At 60.6% G+C, this 18897-nt stretch carries 19 protein-coding genes and 1 pseudogene; 18 read left to right on the top strand and 2 right to left on the bottom strand.

Annotation, left to right across the window (positions count from 1 at the left end; genetic code table 11):
* Window positions 1-57 precede the first annotated feature (57 nt).
* The 13 genes from M1D93_RS00720 to M1D93_RS00780 all read left to right on the top strand — a co-directional run bounded on the left by M1D93_RS00720 (window position 58) and on the right by M1D93_RS00780 (window position 13217).
* Complete coding sequence (locus tag M1D93_RS00720) at window positions 58-522, top strand: VOC family protein (RefSeq protein WP_461173297.1); 465 nt, start codon at window positions 58-60, stop codon at window positions 520-522.
* A gap of 309 nt (window positions 523-831) precedes the next feature.
* The gene (locus tag M1D93_RS00725; RefSeq protein WP_461173298.1) at window positions 832-2013 is read left to right on the top strand and encodes an extracellular solute-binding protein; all 1182 of its coding nucleotides are present in this window, start codon (window positions 832-834) and stop codon (window positions 2011-2013) included.
* Window positions 2014-2176: 163 nt separating this feature from the next.
* The gene (locus tag M1D93_RS00730; RefSeq protein WP_461173299.1) at window positions 2177-2926 is read left to right on the top strand and encodes a carbohydrate ABC transporter permease; all 750 of its coding nucleotides are present in this window, start codon (window positions 2177-2179) and stop codon (window positions 2924-2926) included.
* Complete coding sequence (locus M1D93_RS00735) at window positions 2923-3765, top strand: carbohydrate ABC transporter permease (RefSeq protein ID WP_461173300.1); 843 nt, start codon at window positions 2923-2925, stop codon at window positions 3763-3765. The genes M1D93_RS00730 and M1D93_RS00735 overlap by 4 nt, the downstream gene beginning before the upstream one ends.
* Window positions 3766-3786: 21 nt before the next feature.
* Entirely contained in the window at window positions 3787-4602 is an 816-nt protein-coding gene (locus M1D93_RS00740) for an SDR family NAD(P)-dependent oxidoreductase (RefSeq protein ID WP_461173301.1), read from the top strand.
* A gap of 34 nt (window positions 4603-4636) precedes the next feature.
* On the top strand, window positions 4637-5626 hold the full coding sequence (locus tag M1D93_RS00745) for a Gfo/Idh/MocA family protein (protein WP_461173302.1): 990 nt from the start codon (window positions 4637-4639) through the stop codon (window positions 5624-5626).
* On the top strand, window positions 5623-6444 hold the full coding sequence (locus M1D93_RS00750; protein ID WP_461173303.1) for an IclR family transcriptional regulator: 822 nt from the start codon (window positions 5623-5625) through the stop codon (window positions 6442-6444). Before M1D93_RS00745 ends, M1D93_RS00750 begins: the two co-directional genes overlap by 4 nt.
* Before the next feature lie 25 nt (window positions 6445-6469).
* The gene (locus M1D93_RS00755) at window positions 6470-7405 is read left to right on the top strand and encodes a dihydrodipicolinate synthase family protein (RefSeq protein ID WP_461173304.1); all 936 of its coding nucleotides are present in this window, start codon (window positions 6470-6472) and stop codon (window positions 7403-7405) included.
* Between the two features lie 82 nt (window positions 7406-7487).
* Window positions 7488-7994: a MaoC family dehydratase gene (locus M1D93_RS00760; protein ID WP_461173305.1), complete on the top strand. Its 507-nt coding sequence runs from the start codon at window positions 7488-7490 to the stop codon at window positions 7992-7994.
* Complete coding sequence (locus M1D93_RS00765) at window positions 7991-8911, top strand: fumarylacetoacetate hydrolase family protein (protein WP_461173306.1); 921 nt, start codon at window positions 7991-7993, stop codon at window positions 8909-8911. Before M1D93_RS00760 ends, M1D93_RS00765 begins: the two co-directional genes overlap by 4 nt.
* Window positions 8908-10128: a CaiB/BaiF CoA transferase family protein gene (locus M1D93_RS00770; RefSeq protein ID WP_461173307.1), complete on the top strand. Its 1221-nt coding sequence runs from the start codon at window positions 8908-8910 to the stop codon at window positions 10126-10128. The genes M1D93_RS00765 and M1D93_RS00770 overlap by 4 nt, the downstream gene beginning before the upstream one ends.
* A 49-nt stretch (window positions 10129-10177) precedes the next feature.
* Window positions 10178-11254 (top strand): glycoside hydrolase family 88 protein, encoded by a 1077-nt coding sequence (locus M1D93_RS00775; protein ID WP_461173308.1) that lies wholly within the window; start codon window positions 10178-10180, stop codon window positions 11252-11254.
* Between the two features lie 445 nt (window positions 11255-11699).
* A complete protein-coding gene (locus M1D93_RS00780) occupies window positions 11700-13217 on the top strand; it encodes an aldehyde dehydrogenase (NADP(+)) (RefSeq protein WP_461173309.1) in 1518 nt (505 codons plus the stop codon).
* A 234-nt stretch (window positions 13218-13451) separates the two neighbouring features.
* Here M1D93_RS00780 and M1D93_RS00785 read toward each other — a convergent pair.
* Window positions 13452-14665 (bottom strand): IS3 family transposase gene (locus M1D93_RS00785; RefSeq protein ID WP_461173310.1). Its coding sequence is split into 2 segments (ribosomal slippage): window positions 13452-14404 and window positions 14404-14665, totalling 1215 coding nucleotides; the frame shifts between segments, so codons are not numbered across the junction.
* A 256-nt stretch (window positions 14666-14921) separates the two neighbouring features.
* Between M1D93_RS00785 and M1D93_RS00790 the strand changes: the two genes are divergently transcribed.
* Window positions 14922-15110: a hypothetical protein gene (locus M1D93_RS00790; RefSeq protein ID WP_461173311.1), complete on the top strand. Its 189-nt coding sequence runs from the start codon at window positions 14922-14924 to the stop codon at window positions 15108-15110.
* Between the two features lie 352 nt (window positions 15111-15462).
* Window positions 15463-15642 (top strand): hypothetical protein, encoded by a 180-nt coding sequence (locus M1D93_RS00795; protein WP_461173312.1) that lies wholly within the window; start codon window positions 15463-15465, stop codon window positions 15640-15642.
* 413 nt (window positions 15643-16055) lie between these two features.
* On the opposite strand, the gene M1D93_RS00800 is transcribed toward M1D93_RS00795, so the two are convergent.
* Window positions 16056-17027: a phytanoyl-CoA dioxygenase family protein gene (locus M1D93_RS00800; protein ID WP_461173313.1), complete on the bottom strand. Its 972-nt coding sequence runs from the start codon at window positions 17025-17027 to the stop codon at window positions 16056-16058.
* 359 nt (window positions 17028-17386) lie between these two features.
* Here M1D93_RS00800 and M1D93_RS00805 point away from each other — a divergent pair, with 359 nt between their 5' ends.
* The 3 genes and pseudogenes from M1D93_RS00805 (at window position 17387) to M1D93_RS00815 (ending at window position 18191) form a co-directional block, all read left to right on the top strand.
* A complete protein-coding gene (locus M1D93_RS00805) occupies window positions 17387-17545 on the top strand; it encodes a hypothetical protein (protein ID WP_461173314.1) in 159 nt (52 codons plus the stop codon).
* A gap of 168 nt (window positions 17546-17713) precedes the next feature.
* Window positions 17714-17842, top strand: a pseudogene (locus M1D93_RS00810) (fumarylacetoacetate hydrolase family protein); the annotation flags it as partial.
* A 115-nt stretch (window positions 17843-17957) separates the two neighbouring features.
* On the top strand, window positions 17958-18191 hold the full coding sequence (locus tag M1D93_RS00815; protein WP_461173315.1) for a fumarylacetoacetate hydrolase family protein: 234 nt from the start codon (window positions 17958-17960) through the stop codon (window positions 18189-18191).
* Window positions 18192-18897 lie beyond the last annotated feature (706 nt).

An 18897-nucleotide genomic window follows, 5' to 3' on the forward strand; every position in this document is an offset into this window, starting at 1 on the left:
GACAGCGATCGAGCCAGGTTTCTGGTCAGGCCTCTTAGGAACTCATAGGTGGGCGATATGGGAACCGCAATCCGACATCATCACACTGCCTTGCACGTCATGGATCTAGAGCGCAGTGCACGGTTCTACACGGACGGCCTTGGACTAACCCATCTGGACGCGTGGACGTCGGGACCATACATTGGCGAACTTTTCGGCCGTCCTAACGTACAGGTCAAAGCGTTGATGCTCACCACTGCTGACGGAACCTTCCGGCTGGAACTTGTCCAGGTCGAGTCTCCGCCACCGGCCGTCAACCCATCAGAGGCGCAGCCGGGCACGGCACACCTTGCCTTTACCGATATAGACGTACGCAAGGTTTACGCCAAAATGACGGCGCTCGGGTACGGGGCCTTGTCCGAACCCGTCACGCCGACCTCAGGCCCGAATGCAGGCGGCTTGCTGATCTACCTACTCGATCCAGACGGAAATCGGGTCGAGCTCATTCAGGCGCCCGACTGGCAAAGTGCCGACAAGACCTAAGCCACTTGCCCTTAAGCCACCGTCCCCGCTCAACTCCATATTCGTCGCGCGCTGCACCGAGCTGCTCTCAGAACGACATGGAGCCCCAAGTTCTAAGGCGCTTGGGCATTGACAGCTAGAGGGATAGAAAATACTGTGTCTATATATAAATACACCCGTTCGGGTTTACAAACGGAGGAAAGCATGTCGGAAGGAATTCAGCGTCGAACCTTTCTTAGTGCGGCTGCTGCCCTAGGCGGGACCGCACTGCTGACGGCCTGTAGCCCCAGTGGCAGCGGAGGTGGCGGCGGTGGCACGGGGCGGGGAACTGTGGTTTACAACACTTTCCTGGATCCCGCCAGCGCGAGCGATCCTCGGGCGGCTGCCCAGACGAAGGCGATCAAGGCCTTCCAGGACGCGAACCCCAACATCGAAATCAAGGTCAATGTCGACCCCGGCGGCGCGAACGTTCCCAGGGCCATCGCTGCTAAGACCGGGACGCCGGACGTCTTCCGGGTCCAGAACCTCAGCACGCTGCAGTTCGTCAAACAGGGTGGTCTCGCCCCGCTTGACGAGTACCTTGATCGTGACGGCATCGATCGTAACGACTGGCTCTTGCCGCAGAGCTTCAATCAGGTGGCGGGCGAGACGTATTTGATGCAGCAGGACTACCGCATCCCGGTCTTTCTCTACCGTGCGGATGCCTATAAGGAAGCCGGTATTAGCGCCCCGCCGGCCACCTTCGAGGACGTTTTGCGCAACGCCGGCAACGCCGGGGGGAAGATGACATTCCCCATTGGATTCGGTGCGAGCGGTGGTTTCTTCGCCGGCCAGGCTTTCCTGGAGTTCCTTGGCGGGCCCATGTTGGTCCAGGCATCCGGTGGCAAGTTGTTCGCCGAGAACGGCCTTGAGCCGGCCTTCTCTGAGAGTGCGGTGGCAGACTGCGCCGAGGTAGTCAAGGAAATGATTGCGCGAAACGCGTCAAACACCTCTGCCCTCAACTGGGGCTTCACGGAGACGCATCAGGCTCTTCAGACGGGAAGTGCCATCAGTGCCAATTTTGGACTGTACCGGTATTCCTCGCTCAAGGCTGCCGGTGCGCAGGACTTGGCGTGGGCTCCTCCTCCAGCATCATCAGCGAACGGGACGCAGACGATCTACGGTCAAGCCCTTGCGATAAACAGCAAGTCGGAGAACAAGGATGCGGCCTGGGAGTTCGTTAAGCACATGACCAGCGCCGAGACGCAGGCGGCTCTGGCCCAGGGCGGCGAGGTTGTCGCCCGGAAGTCGGCGTACGAGGACCCCTACTTCGCGACTCCGGAGGCCGCGAACCTGGTCGAATGGAAAGACCTCGTAGTGCAGCGCGGCGCGCCCGTCTCGTACTCACTGCAACAACCGAAATTCGGGGAGATCGTCAGTAGCGCCATGACCAGGATGATTCTGGAGAACAAAGCACCGGCCGCGGCCGCAAACGAGATTATGAGCCAATATGCCGACGCTATCCGCAGCTAACCAGGTAAAAGACGAGCCGGGCGGGAGGGGTGCCGGACGGCCTTCGAGTTCCACCCGCTTGCGGCGGACACGTGTCCTGCCTTTGGTCCTGCCTAGCGCGGTGCTCGTGGCTTTGGTGTTCCTTATCCCCATTCTGATAGTGGTTTGGGTCAGCCTGCATAGGATGGAGTTTTTTGAGCTGGGCGCCTTTGCTGGGTTTGACCAGTATGTACGCCTCGTTGAAAGCCCTGCTTTCTGGCAGCAGTTAGTTACCACGTTGGCGTATGTTTTCGGTAGCTTGGCGTTATCCATTGCCGGCGGGTTAATTACCGCGCTGCTTCTGCAGCGTGCGGGCTGGCTCAGGAATGTCTTCAGGCCCGTGCTTCTTCTGCCGTGGGCTCTGTCCCAAGCGACAGTAGCCATCGCGTGGGTGTGGATGTTGAACCCCTCGTACGGACCCGTGACGTTCCTCTTGCAAGAGCTCGGGTTCGCCCCGTCGCTGCTACTGGGAAGCCCCGATTTAGCACTTCCGCTGCTCATTGCCATTACGTCATGGTGGGCGATGCCGTACGCGATGGTGCTTCTCGACGCTGCGCTGCAGTCGATGCCTTCTGAGCTATACGAGGCTGCGGCTCTCGATGGCGCAAATTCGCGGAAAGCCTTCGTGCACCTAACCCTACCGTTGATGAAACCGACTATCGCCGCGACTGCTACCTTCCTCGCCATGCTGTTCTTTGCGATGGTCACGCTGCCGCTGGTCTTAACCGGTGGAGGACCACTGGATAAGACAGAAACACTTTCGCTGAACGTATTCACTGAGACCATCATCAGCGGTCAAAATGTCGCTGGAGGAGCGGCCGTTGCGATTCTCATCTTGCTCGCAAACGTGACGTTCGGCCTCCTCATGCTCCGATACGGTAAGGACGCAACATGACTAAAGTAGCCGTCGACGGCAATCGGCCACGCCTGGTTCCGACGCTAGCGCTATCCCTCATAGCGTTCATTGCTCTCGCCCCGTTGCTCTGGCTCGTCGCGACGTCATTCAAGCCAGCCGAGCAGACCGTCAGCTTCCCGCCTCAGTTCCTTCCCGAGTCGCCAACATTTGCGGCCTACAGTGCCGCACTAACCAACCCTGTGTTGATTCAGAGCTTTCTGAATTCGGCCATCTACTCAGTCGGTGCGACGCTACTTGCCATCGGCGTAGTGCTTCCCGCCGGCTACGCCGTCGCGCGCTTGCCCTTCCGAGGTAAGCCCATTCTCCTCATCAGCCTGACGCTCGCCAGCATGATTCCTGCCATTGCGCTGCTGCTGCCGCTGTACTACATGGCGGACCGCACCGGCATCATTGATACGTATCTGGTCGTTCTCGTCGTCTATGCGGCGCAGTTCCTTCCTCAAGCGCTTTGGTTTACGAGAAATTACATTCAAGCCATTCCCGAAGACCTCGAGCACGCAGCGATGATCGACGGCTGCAGCCGCTCCCAGGCATTCCGCCACATCACGTGGCCGCTCATCAGGCCGGGCCTGGCAGCAATATTCGTCCTTGGAGTGATGTTCGTATGGAACGACTACATCATAGTCGCGGCGCTTACCCGCAGCCCCGAGATGCAGTCCGTCCAGGTCCAACTGGTCAACCAACTGCTCAATTCCATCGGCATATCGTGGGCCACCGTGTGTGCCTACGTCACACTGTCCATGCTCCCGATCGTGATCTTCTTCGTGTGGATGCAGCGCTGGTTCGTGCGAGGAATCGTTTCAGGAGCAGTGAAATAGCGACTATGGAGATACATACTAATGACTGACATCAATGGGATCCGACCCGACACGACCGAAAGCAAGCCTCTGACCGGACGAGTCGCCGTCGTGACCGGCGCCGCTGCCGGCATCGGAGCAGCAATCGGGTCCGCGCTGGCCGCTGAGGGGGCGACCGTCGTCGCCATGGACCGCGACGGCGAAGGCGCAGCAGCCACTGCCAAAGAGTGGGGCCCGACGGCGTTGTCGATAGCAACGGATGTGAGCCAAGAGCAGAGCGTCAGAGAGTCTATGGACGAGGTGGCGGCTCAAACCGGCCAGATCGATATTCTGGTCAACGCAGCTGGAGTGTTGGGCAAGACCAGTGCCCTGCTGGACGTCCCCGTGAGCGAATGGGACCAGATCTTCGCGGTCAACACGAGGGGCAGCTTTCTGTGCCTTAGAGAGGCGGCAAAGCACATGGTCGCCCGTGGAAGCGGCGGGTGCATCGTCAACGTTGCGTCCATCGCGGCAAAGGAGGGCCGCCTTGAATTTGCGCCCTACGCAGCCAGCAAGGCCGCTGTACTGAGCCTGACGTGGTCCTCCGCGGTGAGCCTTGCCCGGCACCAGATCCGCGTTAACGCGCTCTGCCCTGCCGCCGTGGACACCGAGTTCTGGGATCGGATCGAGGAGATCAAACAGGGCCAAGGTGCAGTGGCCGGAGCAACACGGAGCGCCAGGGCAGCGGCCATTCCGTTGGGACGATTCGCAACGCCTTATGAGGTGGCAGCCGCCGCCGTCTACCTCTCGTCCGACGCCGCAGCTTACGTGACCGGCACGAGCATCGACCTCACCGGCGGGGCACACACCGGCTCATGATCCACAAACACGGTGTCTTCAAGAGGTGGTCGGCATGACGGCGAGGTCTGCGGGACCTGCCAAGATCGCGATCATTGGTGTGTCGCATTGGCATCTTCCGTTGTACCTCCCCGGCTTCGAGTCCGCCGATGTCATAGGTGTGTGGGACTCCGACTGGGATCGCGCGAATCAGGTGGCCCAGATCGTCCAGTCGACACCGTACGACTCACGCGAGGCGTTGCTCGAGCAGGACATTGACTTGGCGTTCATCTTCGGTGATCCGTGGGACATGCTGAACAGTGCACGGGAGTGCGTGCGTCGGTCCATCAACTTCTCGGTCGAGAAACCGGCCGCGCCATCCCTGGGAGAGCTGGAACGGCTCACGGCTGATGCTGAATGTGCAGGGGTCAGGGCGTTTGTTCCACTTGTTCTGCGAGCAGGCGCACTGCCGGGGCTGATCAGTCAGTTGGGTCAGGTCCTGGACATGCATGCGCAATACCTCACCGGACCAGCTGACCGGTATATAGCGGAAGGCGCTCAATGGGCGGTGACGGAGTCCGTCCTCGGGGCCGGCTCTGTCGGAAACCTCGCCCCGCACTTCGTGGATCTCTTTTCATTGGCAGTTGGAGTCCGTGATCATGCCGTCCAGTTCCTGACCGCGTCGCATCCAGGGAGGGGAGAAGCTGATGACAGGGCGCACATAGTGCTCCGATCATCCGGCGGCGTTTCAGCGGCGATCAATGTCGGCTACACGACTCAGCACAGTACGTTCTGCGTTGGACCGCGGGTTGTTCTAACGGGTACCCGTGCAACTCTGGTCGTCGATGAAGTTGGGGCAGAGCTGCTGCGCCCGGACGGGTCAACGACCCGGGATTTGGGTCTGCAGTGGCGCCTGCTTTACCCGGCGTACGTTCGTGCGCTGCTGGCGAATGCGGATGGGGAGGGGCAACTGCCACTTCTGTCGGAGCTCAGGGATACTTATCGCGTCCTACAAGGGACATCGATCAGCCCTGACGGGCTTGAACAGGTTGAGGTAAAAAAATGAGCTCCCCAGACGAAAACGGCGCCGTAAAGCGCGATTACCACAGTCAGACGACCCATCGAACGCTGGGCGTTCTACGCCACTTATCGACGACGAAGGGCGCCGTGTCCCTGGCCGACCTTGCCAGGGCGCTGCAGATGCCAAAGGGGAGTCTGTACCCCATAGTCGCCACGATGCACGCAGACGGCTTCCTTAACCGTGACCCGGCCTCAGGCCACTATTCCTTGTCACCGATGATCCTGACGCTTTGCAAGGACTACTTGGCGCAGACCGACTACATTGATGAATTCAATGCCGTGAGCGCCTTGATGACCGAACAAGTCGACGAGACCATGCAAATGGCCGTTCTTAACGGCACGGAAGTCGTCTACGTCGCGCGAAGGGACAGCACGCAGCCGGTGCGCCTCGTCTCCAACGTTGGACAACGGCTTCCGGCGCACGCAACCGCCTTAGGAAAGTGCTTGCTCTCTGAACTTACCGAACAGGAGTTGGAGAGTCTTTACCCTGCCGCACAGCTTGTGCAGGTAACCGAGCGGACTATCAGTTCACGGGACGAGCTGATCTCCGCTCTCGCCAAGGCCAAGGCGGTCGGCGGAGCGGATGACTGGGAAGAGATCGCGGCGGGGCTCTGTTGTACCGCGGCCCCGGTTCGGGACGCTTCCGGCCGGATTGTCGCGGCCGTGAGCTTCTCGTGTCCCGTGCCCCGCGCTGACGCGGCTAAGTGGGATCTCATGCACCAGAAAATCAGGGAGGCCGCCGCTGCAATTTCTCAGCGCGTCGGCTTCAGCGGCTCACATCGATATTTGAATCTCGTCCAATGACGGACACGTTTACATAGGAGACACATTGAAATACAACAAGAGCGCCTTCCGAGGAATCATCCCCGCCGCTTTTCTCCCAATGACTGGGCAAGGGGACATCGACTGGGACACCCTGGGCAGTTACACGGAATGGCTCGTCGGGTGCAATCCGGCCGCGGTCGCCTTCAACATGGAGGCAAGCGAAGTCGCCGCGCTTGACGTCGATGAGCAACTTAAGGTTACGGCGCACGTTGCTGAGCGCGTGGCTGGACGGCTCCCTGTCGTCAGCGGATTGGTGGCCGGTTCTACCCGCGCCGCGAGGAACCTGGCGCGAGAACAGGTTTCTGCCGGTGCTGACGCACTCGTTGTCTTCCCTCCACTGCCCACCTTCCTCGGGCAGCCGCTTTCCTCCGAGATGGTTTATGCCTACCACGCCGAGATCGCCGATGCAGTACCGGATACGCCACTCATCGCCTTCCAGATGCCCCTCTCGTATGGCGCCTACTACGGGCCCGAATCGCTGGGGCGGCTGAGCAGCATTCCAACGGTCGTTGCCATGAAGGAAGCCTCCTTCGACCCCGCCAGCTTCGGGGAAGCGCTTTCCGCGACCCGATCCGAGTCCGACCCGATCGTGCTCCTGACAGGAAGCGACACAGCGATTCTCGAGTACTTGATTCTCGGTGCCGAGGGTGCACTCATCGGCTTCGCCGCGATTGCCACAGATCTCAATGTTGCGATGTGGCGGGCCTGCCGCGACGGTGACTACGCGAAGGGCCGTGAGATCTGGGATCGACTGCGGCCATTGGCGACGCTGTGCTGGGGCCCGCCGATTCGGGACATGCGGCCCCGTATGAAGGAAGCTCTGGTACTCGCCGGCATCTTCCCCGAAGCGACGGTTCGCGCGCCGCAGCTGGCGGTGTCAGCCGACGAGGTCGAGGCAATCCGACTGGCGATGAAACAGGGCAATCTCCTGCCTGGCTAGGCCATTCGGACGGCACGACAAACACGGTGGGGCGTACACCCTGCCACGCTACGGGAAGCATTCACGAACGGAGATATGTGTGATGGACCAAGCCGCAAATCACAAGGCGGTCGACCTGATGGGCGAGTCACTCGCTGACCTGGTCGGGAAGGAGACGTTCTTCCGGAAGACGGTGTCGGAATCGGACGTCTACCTCTTCGCTGGAATCACTGGGGACCTCAGTGAGAACCACGTCAACCAACAAGCCATGGAGGGCACCGAGTTTGGGGAGCGTATAGCGCACGGCATGCTTGTCTTGTCGTTCATGACAACAGGATCAACGCGCCTCATCGAAAGCACGGACGGTTTGGCGGTCTCGTACGGCTATGACCATGTCCGGTTCGTCCGCGCAGTTCGGTTCGGCGACACCGTAACCGTCCATTACAAGGTGACCGGCTTTGACGCTGAACGGTCCCGCACCTTTGCAGACGTGCGAGTGACGAATCAGCACGGGGAGACTGTGGCGGTCGCTGACCACATTTTGGCCTGGCGTAAGCGGCAACAGCCGTCCCAGCTTGCAGGGGTCGCAGGGGAAGGTGGCAAGCGGTGATCGGCCAGGCGCTCTGGCGCGTTTCCACACCAGAAGGGGTCCGCATCGCCCGCGGCATGCTTACAGAGGGGCCAACCGACCTGCTGCCTGTGGCGAGCATTGATGACTTGCTATCCACGGATGGCCCCTCGCTCGTAGATGCCTTGCACATGGATTCATCCGGCCCCGTCCCGGACACCGCAAAATTGCTGGCACCGGTCGAAAACCAAGAGATATGGGCGAGTGGGGTGACCTTCGAGAGGTCGCGTGCCGCCCGCAACGAAGAGACCACCACAGCCGACGTCTATGATCGCGTCTATGATGCCGACCGTCCTGAACTCTTTTTCAAATCACCAGGTTGGCGGGTCTGCGGCGAGGGGGAATCCATCGGGATCAGGCCCGACTCGGGCTGGGACGTTCCAGAACCCGAGTTGGGGATGGTCGTCGACGCGCGCGGAACCCTGGTTGCCTATACCGTCGGTAACGACGTCACCTCGAGGAGCATAGAGGCCGAAAATCCGCTTTACCTTCCGCAGGCGAAGATCTTCCATGGAGCCTGCGCTGTAGGTCCGGCTCTCGTTCCCGTCGAGTGCGCCCCGCCATTTCAGGACCTCGCCATCCACATGACGGTCACGCGCGCAGGACGGACAGTCTTCGAGGACCGTGTAGGCCTGTCGAGCATGAGACGCAAGCCCGAGGAACTAATTGATTGGGTGTTCCAGGCACTTGATTTCCCGGTCGGCTTCGTCCTCCTTTCGGGCACTGCCATCGTGCCTCCCGCTGAGTTCACCCTGATGGATGGGGACGTGGTCGGGATCTCCATCCCTGGCGTGGGCGTCCTGACGAACCGGGTGACAGCTTCCGGGAAGGCTACCCCCGATCAGCGCCGGGAAGAAGTGCTCGAAGCGGCAGCAACCGACTCAAGGGAACAGCTGTGAAGCCCCTGAACATCCTGTCGGGAGTCCGCATCGTCGCGTTTACTCAGTTCCTTCTAGGCCCCGTCGCCGTGCAGTACCTTGCGGACATGGGTGCCGATGTCATCAAAGTGGAGACGCCAGGAACCGGGGCCTGGGAGCGTTCGTGGTCTGGAGCAAACACGTTCGTCAACGGGGTCAGTGAGTTCTTCCTGCTCTCCCATCGCAACGTTCGCAGCATCGCTTTGGATTTGAAATCCGAAGCAGGCAAAGACGCGGCACGACGACTCATTGCCACAGCCGATGTCGTGGTGGAAAACTTCCGGCCGGCTGTGATGGACCGCCTGGGTTTGGGGTTCGAAGACGTCCAGCGGATCAAAACTGACATCGTTTACGCTTCCGCATCGGGATACGGGCCCGACGGACCCGGTAGAGATTTGCCAGGCCAGGATCTGTTGCTGCAGGCGATGTCCGGGCTTGCCGCAGCCACTGGACGGGCGGAGACTGGCCCGCTGCCCGCTGGAGCGCCCGTCGTAGACCAGCATGGAGCGAGCCTGCTGGCCATGGGCATTTTGGCGGGGCTCCTGCATAAGGAAAGGACGGGCCGCGGCCAGCAAATCCAGGTAAACATGCTCCAGGCAGCCTTGGATCTGCAGCTCGAGCCTCTGAGCTATCACTTGAACGGCGGTCAGCTGGCAAGCCCCGAGCAGGGAATGGGCTCCATGTTCCATCCAGCCCCGTACGGCATCTACGCTGTGCGGGACGGGCACATCGCGTTGTCGCTCTCTCCTCTGAGACTGCTTTCCACGTCCCTTGGCTCACCCCCAGAACTCCAGCAATACTGTGCAGGCGATCAAGGACTTACGCATCGTCGTGAGATCACCCGGGTGGTCGCCACGCTGCTCGCAGACCGACCGATGGCCGAGTTGCTTCAGACCCTCCGAGGCGGAGGTGTATGGTGCACGGCGGTCAATGACTACGCCAGCGTGGAAACTGACCCAACAGTTGCTCATGTCAACGCCATTGGCGAGTTTGACCATCCACGTGCGGGCAGGGTGCGTACTGTGAACCATCCCATCAACTTCTCCGGAGCGAGCCCCGAACTCCGTTATCTACCACCAGAGGTTGGCCAACATAGCACCGACCTGCTCGCGGAACTGGGGTATTCGCAAGCAGATATTGACAAGCTCCTGGAGTCGGGGGTCATTTCCCGCCCGGACGAAATTCCAGAGAAAGAGTAGGTTACCGTTGATCCTCCCTGAATCGTTGTCGGCGGCTTTGAGTTCATGTGTGGCCAACGCCGATAAGTTGTGCCAGCTGACGGACTTTCCCTACGCCACGAAGGATGGCAAGTGGCAGACGATCAGTCCGGACGACACGGGCTTCATGCCCGCGCATGGAAGCTGGACCGTCGGTTTCACTCCTGGGCTCCTGTGGCTGACCTCACGGCTCACGGGTGAAAGCCGCTACGCCGACGCTGCCCTGGACCGCTGCCGCCGCTTTATAGAACGGCAGAATGACAGCACCACACATGACATCGGATTTGTCTTCATTCCAAGTTTCGTCGCCGGCTTCCAAATCACCGAAGAGCCATGGCTTCGCGAAGGCGCTCTGCAGGCGGCATCCACTCTTGCGAAGCGGTTTAACCGGGACGGAAAATTCCTGCGTACATGGGGTCCGTTGGGAAGCCCCGAACGTGCCGGTGAGACGACCATCGACGCAATGATGAACCTGGAGCTCCTCTATTGGGCCGGCAGCGATCCCACCCACGCCGAGCTGGCCGGTGTCGCCACCCAACACGCTGAGACCTCAGCCCAGTTCCTTGTCCGCCCCGACGGTTCGACGTACCACGCCTTCGAATTTGATCCGGAAACAGGCGCTCCCATCCGCGGCTTCACCCACCAGGGACTACGGGACGCCTCAACATGGACGCGCGGCCAAGCCTGGGCGATCTATGGGTTTGCGCGCGCCGCGCGCTGGTCGGGCCGTGAAGACTTCCTCACGACGAGTGGCAGGTGTGCAGACTATTTCCTTGCTCATCTTCCCGAGTCCGGCGTCCCACCATGGGACTTCGACGCTGATGACATCAACCGCCGGGATTCCTCTGCCGGTGCCATCGCCGCTGCAGGGCTCCTCGAGCTGGCCTCCCTGCAAACCGATGATCAGCGCAAAGAACACTACCGCGCCGCCGCAGTCAGGTTACTCGTAGCTCTCACGGAACTCTGCGGCACAGCTGGTAATCCTGCCCATGACGGCCTGCTTACCTCCGGCATTTGGCATTTGGGAGCTGGATTTGCAGTAGATGAGGCGCTGATCTACGGGGATTACTACTACATGCAGGCACTCACTCGACTTCAGGAGCTCTAAGGCATCTGTCAGCTGCCGAGACCCGAAGGGAGCGGCAGTTTTCGAAAACAGCAGATACACACCCTGCCCGCGTTCCCGTAACCGGCTGGGATGAAAGGGCCATCTCCACAACTCAAACAGAAAGAACAACCACGGGATGGACTGGCGCCTCTTGCGCTGGCCCACCCCCAAATATCCCAATTGCTCCCAATCACTGTGTCGAACAGAAAGCCCTGGATCACAACCCGCCGCAGCTATCCGCCCGCAAAAACCAGAACGGACAAAGGGCAAGGAAAACACCTGAAACACGTCGTCATCCCACTGGTCCCGGAGCTAACATTCGCAGCCGCCAAAACAGCCCTCCAATGATGCCGGGCCATCGGCACCTCTTAGCCAGAGAGTAGGCCGTATCAAGGCACAGTTCCTGTCCACCGATGTCTCCTGAAAGGCCAAGGATCCAAAGACTATGACCAGCATCGCAGGTACCAATCCCTACACCGGCGCACCCCTTGACCCTGTCGCCGACGAAACCTCCCCCAAAGATGTGGATCGCATCGTCCAGGATGCAGAAAAGGCAGCCGCATATCTGGAGGGCATCGGCAGAAAAGGACGTGCCCTCCTTCTCCAAGCCATCGCAAACAGCCTTGACCGCAACGCCGAAGCGCTCATCAAGGCCGCCGATGAAGAGACCGGAATAGGCCCCGTCCGGCTCGCCGGGGAACTCAAGAGATCCAGCTACCAGATGCGATTCTTCGCCGAAGTCATCCTTGAAGGCAGCTACCTCGAAGCCGCCATCGACACACCGGGAGACACCCCCATGGGTCCGCGTCCGGATCTGCGCCGTATGCTCCAACCCATTGGGCCGGTGGCGGTCTTCGGATCGAGCAATTTCCCCTTCGCATTTTCGGTTATCGGCGGGGACACAGCCTCAGCGTTGGCGACAGGCTGCCCCGTCGTTCTCAAGGCACACAGTTCCCACCCCCATACTTCCAACATTTCCTATGAAGCCATGAGCAGGGCGGCGATCGAATACGGGGCCCCCGAAGGGACTATCGGCATTGTCTTCGGGCAAAAAGCCGGAACTTCCCTGGTCAGCCACCCTCTCATTCAGGCAGTCGGCTTCACCGGCTCCCTGGGTGGCGCCGATGCACTCATGAAAGCAATCAGCCGTCGATCGCAGCCCATTCCCTTCTACGGCGAACTCAGCAGCCTCAACCCGCTAATAGTCACCCCGGATGCCGCAGCAGAACGAGGCGCGGACATCGGGGCAGGCCTCGCAGCTTCAGTTACTACCTCCGCCGGTCAGTTGTGCACCAAACCGGGCGTCGTCTTCGTCCCGCAGGGGCGCGAGGGGGACGTCGTGGTTTCCAGCCTCGCAGAACAGTTGGCATCAAGCACGGTTGCACCGCTGCTCAATCGCAGGATTTTCGAGAGCTACGCTGCGGTCACAAATGCTTTGAACGATCATGACGACGTTGAGCGGATTGCCGTGAGTACGACCACGAGCGGAGGTGGCTTCCGGGTCGCGCCAGCCATCTACGGCATCGATGCCGGACGCTTGCGTGAAGGAATCGTGGAGGAATGTTTTGGCCCCTCCGCGACCATCGTCCGCTACGGCACCTTGGTGGAGCTCGAAGCGGCACTGTCGACGGTCCCGGATTCATTGACCATGACCATCCATCTGGGCAAAGACTCCGACAACATGGCACAACGGCTCACCCAGCTGGGGCGAGCCAGAGCGGGACGGATCATCTATAACGACTTTCCGACGGGCGTAAGCGTCAGCTGGGCACAGACACACGGCGGCCCCTGGCCATCCACGAACTCGCTTCACACGTCAGTGGGCGCTACTGCCGTCCGCCGATTTCTTCGCCCAGTCACTTACCAGGATGCCCCTGCAAACGTCCTCCCGGACGAGCTCAGGGACGGCGAGCTCATCGTACCCACCCGCATCAACGGACGACTGACGTTACCGGAAAGCTAGGGGTGGCATCACCCCTTTCAAAGAAACCCAATGCCGGGTTCGCCGGCGCCATTACTCGGTATGCCGGGCCTGAGCGAAGGCGTAGGGGAGCGCTCGACCGGCTATTCCCCCTTCGGAGGGAAAATCCGTATCGTCGTGCAGAAAGGAACGACGAGGAAGGGACGAACAGTGCGCTTTCCACGGGCCACAGACTGCGGTCGTCAAGTTTTTGAGACAGGTCGTTGTTGTTGTTGGTTAGGCGGCCAGGGGTTTCTGGGCGCTGGCTTGGTGGTTGGTGTGGGCGGTGGCTGGTGGGACGCCGCCGGCTCTGCGGTTGGGCCGGCGGCGGTTGTACCAGCCTTCGATGTAGCCCATGACGGCGCTCCTGGCGGCGAGCCGGGAGCCGAAGCGGTGGTGGTGGTAGAACTCGGTTTTGAGGTGGGAGAAGAAGTTCTCGGCAACTGCGTTGTCCCAGCAGACCCCGACCTTGCCCATGGACTGGGTGAGCCTGTGAGTGCCGCACCAGGTCTGGAATTCGTCGGAGGTGTACTGGGTGCCGCGGTCGGAGTGGAAGACCACAGAGTGCTCGTTGAGGCGGCCGTGGTTCCGGGCCATCTGCAGGGCCGCGGTGCACAGGCTGGCGCGCATGTGTTCGGCCATGGCCCAGCCGATGACCATCCCGGAGAACAGGTCGATGACGGTGGCCAGGTAGAGCCAGCCCTCGCCGGTGCGCAGGTAGGTGATGTCGCCGACCAGCCGGGTCCCGGGCACGCTGGAGGTGAAGTCGCGTTTGCCCTGGCCATCAAGCATGTGGTTTTCGATGTGGGCGGTCTTGGCCTGGGGGTCCTGGACCGTGGTCCGTTTCCAGGCCTGGGTGCGGATGGCACGCAGGCCGTTCTCACGCATGATGGCCCCGACGGTCGGGGCCGAGACCTTGGTCCCGGCCGCGTTCAGCAGCAACGTCAGCTGATCCCGCCCGGCGCGGCCCTCTTCCTTCTCGTACAGGCCGGTCACCGCACTGGTCAGGTCCTCATGCCGCACGGCGCGCGGTGAGGGCCTGGCGGGGTTGCGCCACCGGTAGAACGAGGCCCGGGAGACCTTCAGCGCCCGGCACAGCCACACCACGGAATGGTTGGCCTTCTCCGCTTCGATAAACTCGTAGAAGTCCTCTACTTTTGCTTCGCGGCAAAGAAGGCGCTGACTTTTCCCAGGAACTCAACCTCAGCCCTCAGCCGGGCGTTCTCGGCCAAGGCCTTTTGGTGCTCGTCCCACGCCACCGGGCCCCGGTCCTCAGGTGCAACAGAAGCGTTTGGTTGACGTTCCCGATGCCGGTGAAGCCAGTTCCCCAGCGTGCTTTCCTTCACCCCGATCTCCTCAGCGACCTGCTTCACCGAACGGTTCGTGGACAAAACCAGCCGCACTGCTTCCTCACGGAAAGCGGCATCATATTTCCTTCTGGGCGTAGTCATCTGAAGCGAAGCTCCCATCAAGCTGTCTCAGAAAACCATACGGCCGCAGACTCGTCATCGGCGCGATTGTCGCCGGACGGTCCAGGGCATTGGCTGCCTTTCGGAGATTTCGCACCTAGCCGATGAATCCCGGCGGAATTGGAACCCGCCTCTTTTCTGCGCTGATTCCTCCTCCACGAGAACGGAAATCAAAATGCCGCTGCACCTTCAACACGAATGGCAGCCCCTTATCGGCTAAGAGATCGAGATACGCCACATGGCAGAAGCGTCCGGCGTGGGCCTCGTTGACGCTGCCACCAGGGATGACCGCATTCTCTGGCTCGCCCAAAACGGAGCAGAGCGATTTCAGCTCTTCGACAGGTCCCAGGGATTCGAAGCCTGGTTTGACTACTCAGGGGACTATCCAGCCCATCCCGGGAAACGAGTCCGCGTCTCCAGACCTTGATCACTAAGCAGGGGTTGAGCTTGGCAACGCTTCACGACTGACTCCCACCTTCGCCTTGGCGGGAGCAGACCTCCGCAATCAGCGTCTGGCTCACAGCTTCAGGCGACACGTTTTAGTCGCCTTTGTGCCCGCGTGGCGCCTGTATGAGTTCCACACGGTTGCCGTCCGGGTCAAGTAGATAGACCAGTAGGCCAGCCTGCGTTAGGACCGGTAACAGGGTGGGACACGGCCGCATACCCTTGGTGCCGTCATCTCGTTGAAGACTTCCAGTACCTCGCTGCCGGAAAGGGCCAGGTGGGCCGTGCCGGGGCGGAGGCCCTGACGGATCGACGGCGGGTGGCGGAGCACCGACTTGTACAGAGTTCCAGTCGAAACGATCCGTCACCGCTGCGAGAAGCAGCGCCCTTACCTTCACGCCGGCACGGCCGAACAGTTCGCCGATATACGATCCGGACGTCCCCTCATCCACGCGGCCCAGTTCCAGTCCATCAACGTAGAACGTGACGCTGCCCTCGAGGTCCAAGACGTGTAGGGCACTGTGATGGTGTCGGATGGCGCTACCCATTTGTCTCCGCTGCAGATGAACGATCGCTTCACGCCTTCGCCACCATGCAGGAACACGAAGAGGAAAGCAGGAAAGGCAGAAGGACGGGTGCGAACATCCACCGCCGTGGTTTCGACGCCCGTCCTCTCGTTGGTCCTGCCTTGTGTGCCCCCTACCTGACGGGGGACACACACGACCGCGTGCCCGCCACGCGCTAGGTAGAGCACGTTCAGGACTGCAGTCGACGAAACCTATCCCTCATGTGAACCACGAGGGGCGAACGCCGTTGAGCACTCAGCGCGCCACGCGCACTCCCGCCGCCTGCAGGAGGCACTGGCCAAACATGGAGTCTGCGTTTAGGAATTCTTACTTCCCACTCCGCAGGCACTCCTTGTTTTGGTCTAGGCGCACAGCGGTGAGTTGGGATCCCAGCGGTTAAACACGGGAAGCTCTTCCTTGGCGAGACGGGTTCGAGCCTCTAGCCAACCCTTTATCCACTCTGCCGGATCAGTGATCACCAACTCGGGATGACGTTGGCTTCGGACCACAAAAGTGGGAAACTGCTCCCGACCGCTCGGCTGCCCGGTCGGCTGGTACCGCAGATCGAGGCTGATCCTGAGCCGATCAGCGGTACGGTTTGGCAGTGAATCATGAACCGTTCGGGTGTGCAGCAACAGGATGCTCCCGGCCGTCATCGGCAACGTTATCCCAGCCGACGGGTCCACCTGTGCGTCCGGGATGTGCGCTCCTTTCACCGGTGAAGGACAGTGGTTGGCGAGCTCAGCGCTTCGGTCGGTCGGGATGACTCGCATGCAACCGTTCTCCTCGTTGGCTTCACCCAGCGGGATCCAGACCGTCAAAATCTCGGTCTCGTCAGCTTCATCCAGAACGACGGCGCCGTCCTGGTGCCAAGGGGACTTGCCCATCATTGGGTCCGGGTTGTCCCCGAGGGCGTGTGCGGGCAGTTTCAGGCGAACATGCTGTACAGGGTTGACGGAGATTTCGGGGCCAAGGATTTGCTCGACGACATCAAGTACAGCCGGGCAGGTGAGCAGTTTGAAAACAGCTTCGCCAAGGTGGATTGGCGTGTCCAACGCAATATATTTCTGCGGAAGAGTGATGTCGAAGTGTTGGGTATGTGTAGAGCCGCTCTCCTTGGCAATCTGAATAAGCCGCGCCTCGAAGGGCAGGTCGTCGTAGCTCCTGCTGATGGCACCCGATTCGACGAGGTCGCGAGCTAGTCCGTCAAGGACGCCCGCGTATTCATCGCGGACTGGCTGGATGATGTCATCGGGTTCAATAACATCGGGTATGACGACATAGCCCTTGCGGAAAAGCTCATCTCGCAGGGAAGAGGAAACTGTGACGGTCATCGGCTAAAAGCTCCTGTTCTTTACGTTCGGCATACTCGGGGCCTTTGAGCCCAAGCATGTCTTCATCTAAGGGTTCGGTTTGTCGTGGTGAAGTCCGGCGGCGAATTGCTCGTATATACAAACACCCACTTTAATATGCGACCGTATCAATACTAAGTCTTGAACCGTGGGCAAACAAGAGGTTGAGTACGGATTGCCTGGACGTCACGAGGACAACCTTTAGTCACCACAGTCCAAAAAGGACTTGACGCCCTCACCGACCAGTCCGGAGCCATTTTCCGGGCGATGTCGGGATTTCAGGCCTGCCACCACACCGATGGCGGGCAGCACAACCACCCCTACTGGAGAAAAGAAACCACATGAGACTCGTACGACTTGGAGCCGCGGGCTCTGAAACCCACGGTGCACTGATCGACGAGGACACCTTCGTTGACCTCTCAGACGTCGTCGGCGACTTCAACGAGGCCTTTTTCGAATCGGGCGCGATCGCGAACCTGCCTGACGTTGTGGCTTTCTGAATCGCAGACGGGCGTGGCGAGCCGCTCGACGGACGCCAGATTCAGTGCACCGATTGCACGGCCCCACCAGATTCTCTGCATTGGCCTGAACTACCGCGACCACGCCGCAGAGGCGGGCAGGCCGTACCGAGCGAGCCCATCCTCTTCACGAAATCGCCCAACACGCTCATCGGCCCCAATGACGACGTCCTCATCCCGCGTAACTCGGAGAAAACCGACTGGGAGGTCGAACTCGGCATCGTCATCGGACAGCGCGCCTCCTACCTCGCTGGCGAAACAGAAGCCGTCGCTGCCATCGCCGGGTACGTCCTGGTCAATGACGTCAGCGAGCTGGCATGGCAGCTCGAACGAAACGGACAGTGGGGCAAAGGAAAAATCTGCGCCCACTTTCAATCCCGCGGGGCCCTACCTCGTGACACCCGACGAGATCGAGGACGTACTGAACCTGGACATGTGGCTCGACATCGACGGCGTGCGCCGCCAGACCGGCTCGACCTCGACGAGGATCTTCAGCCCAACCTTCATCGTCCATTACCTCAGCCAGTTCCTGGCGCTCGAGCCCGGCGACCTTATCAACACCGGAACGCCCCCCGGCGTGGCATGGAAATGTCACCCCAGGTCTTCCTGTAAGGCGGCGAAACCATGACGCTCGGCATCACCCGGCTGGGAACCCAAGCGCAGCAAGTGATCGGCAACTGACGCGCACTTATGCTCGTCCCAGCAAATTCGCGTACGAAATCCCGGAAAACCTCATTCTCACCGCCCCCGTCGAGCCCTCCGGCAACTCCCTCCGAGCAGTGTGCGCCGCAACTCTGCTACCCGGGCAAAAACTCCTCGTACTCGGCTCCGGCACCATCGGGCTCCTCGCAGCGCTATTCGCACTCGCGGATGGGAGTCGAAGTCCACATCGGCGGCGTACGCGAAGAATCACTGGTCCTAGCGTTCACTGGGCGTGAAGCACACGTGGCAGTTCGACGAGCTCACGGAAGACCGCTCCGACGAATTCGATGCCGTGATTGAGGCGACGAGAAAGCTGACACGCCTACTCTCACCGTTCGCTTCACAAAGCCGGCCGGACGAGCCGGTCTACACTCGGCTTGTCCTTAAGCCCCAGGCAGGTCGACACCTGCGAGATCGCACTGAAGGACTTCCTAGCAGTCGGAATTCTTTCGGCTTCCCCCGGCCTGTCCCGAGCAATTGCAGCCACTTCTACTCCCGCGCTGTAAGAGCCGATAACGGATATTCCGTCAACTTGCCCTCGGCCGGGCAACCCGTGCTTTCTGATCACGCGGCCGGAACTGGTGGTGACACTGATCCGTCCATGGCTGGGGTCAATTCAGGTCATCCAGGGC

It is taken from the genome of Arthrobacter sp. Z1-9 (genome assembly GCF_054792695.1).

What these genes read in the sequence shown, in the direction of transcription:
- M1D93_RS00720 (WP_461173297.1), top strand. Translation starts at nt 58, where the DNA reads ATGGGAACCGCAATCCGACATCATCACACTGCCTTGCACGTCATGGAT.
- M1D93_RS00730 (WP_461173299.1), top strand. Translation starts at nt 2,177, where the DNA reads ATGGAGTTTTTTGAGCTGGGCGCCTTTGCTGGGTTTGACCAGTATGTA.
- M1D93_RS00735 (WP_461173300.1), top strand. Translation starts at nt 2,923, where the DNA reads ATGACTAAAGTAGCCGTCGACGGCAATCGGCCACGCCTGGTTCCGACG.
- M1D93_RS00740 (WP_461173301.1), top strand. Translation starts at nt 3,787, where the DNA reads ATGACTGACATCAATGGGATCCGACCCGACACGACCGAAAGCAAGCCT.
- M1D93_RS00745 (WP_461173302.1), top strand. Translation starts at nt 4,637, where the DNA reads ATGACGGCGAGGTCTGCGGGACCTGCCAAGATCGCGATCATTGGTGTG.
- M1D93_RS00750 (WP_461173303.1), top strand. Translation starts at nt 5,623, where the DNA reads ATGAGCTCCCCAGACGAAAACGGCGCCGTAAAGCGCGATTACCACAGT.
- M1D93_RS00760 (WP_461173305.1), top strand. Translation starts at nt 7,488, where the DNA reads ATGGACCAAGCCGCAAATCACAAGGCGGTCGACCTGATGGGCGAGTCA.
- M1D93_RS00780 (WP_461173309.1), top strand. Translation starts at nt 11,700, where the DNA reads ATGACCAGCATCGCAGGTACCAATCCCTACACCGGCGCACCCCTTGAC.
- M1D93_RS00790 (WP_461173311.1), top strand. Translation starts at nt 14,922, where the DNA reads ATGGCAGAAGCGTCCGGCGTGGGCCTCGTTGACGCTGCCACCAGGGAT.
- M1D93_RS00800 (WP_461173313.1), bottom strand. Translation starts at nt 17,027, where the DNA reads ATGACCGTCACAGTTTCCTCTTCCCTGCGAGATGAGCTTTTCCGCAAG.
- M1D93_RS00805 (WP_461173314.1), top strand. Translation starts at nt 17,387, where the DNA reads ATGAGACTCGTACGACTTGGAGCCGCGGGCTCTGAAACCCACGGTGCA.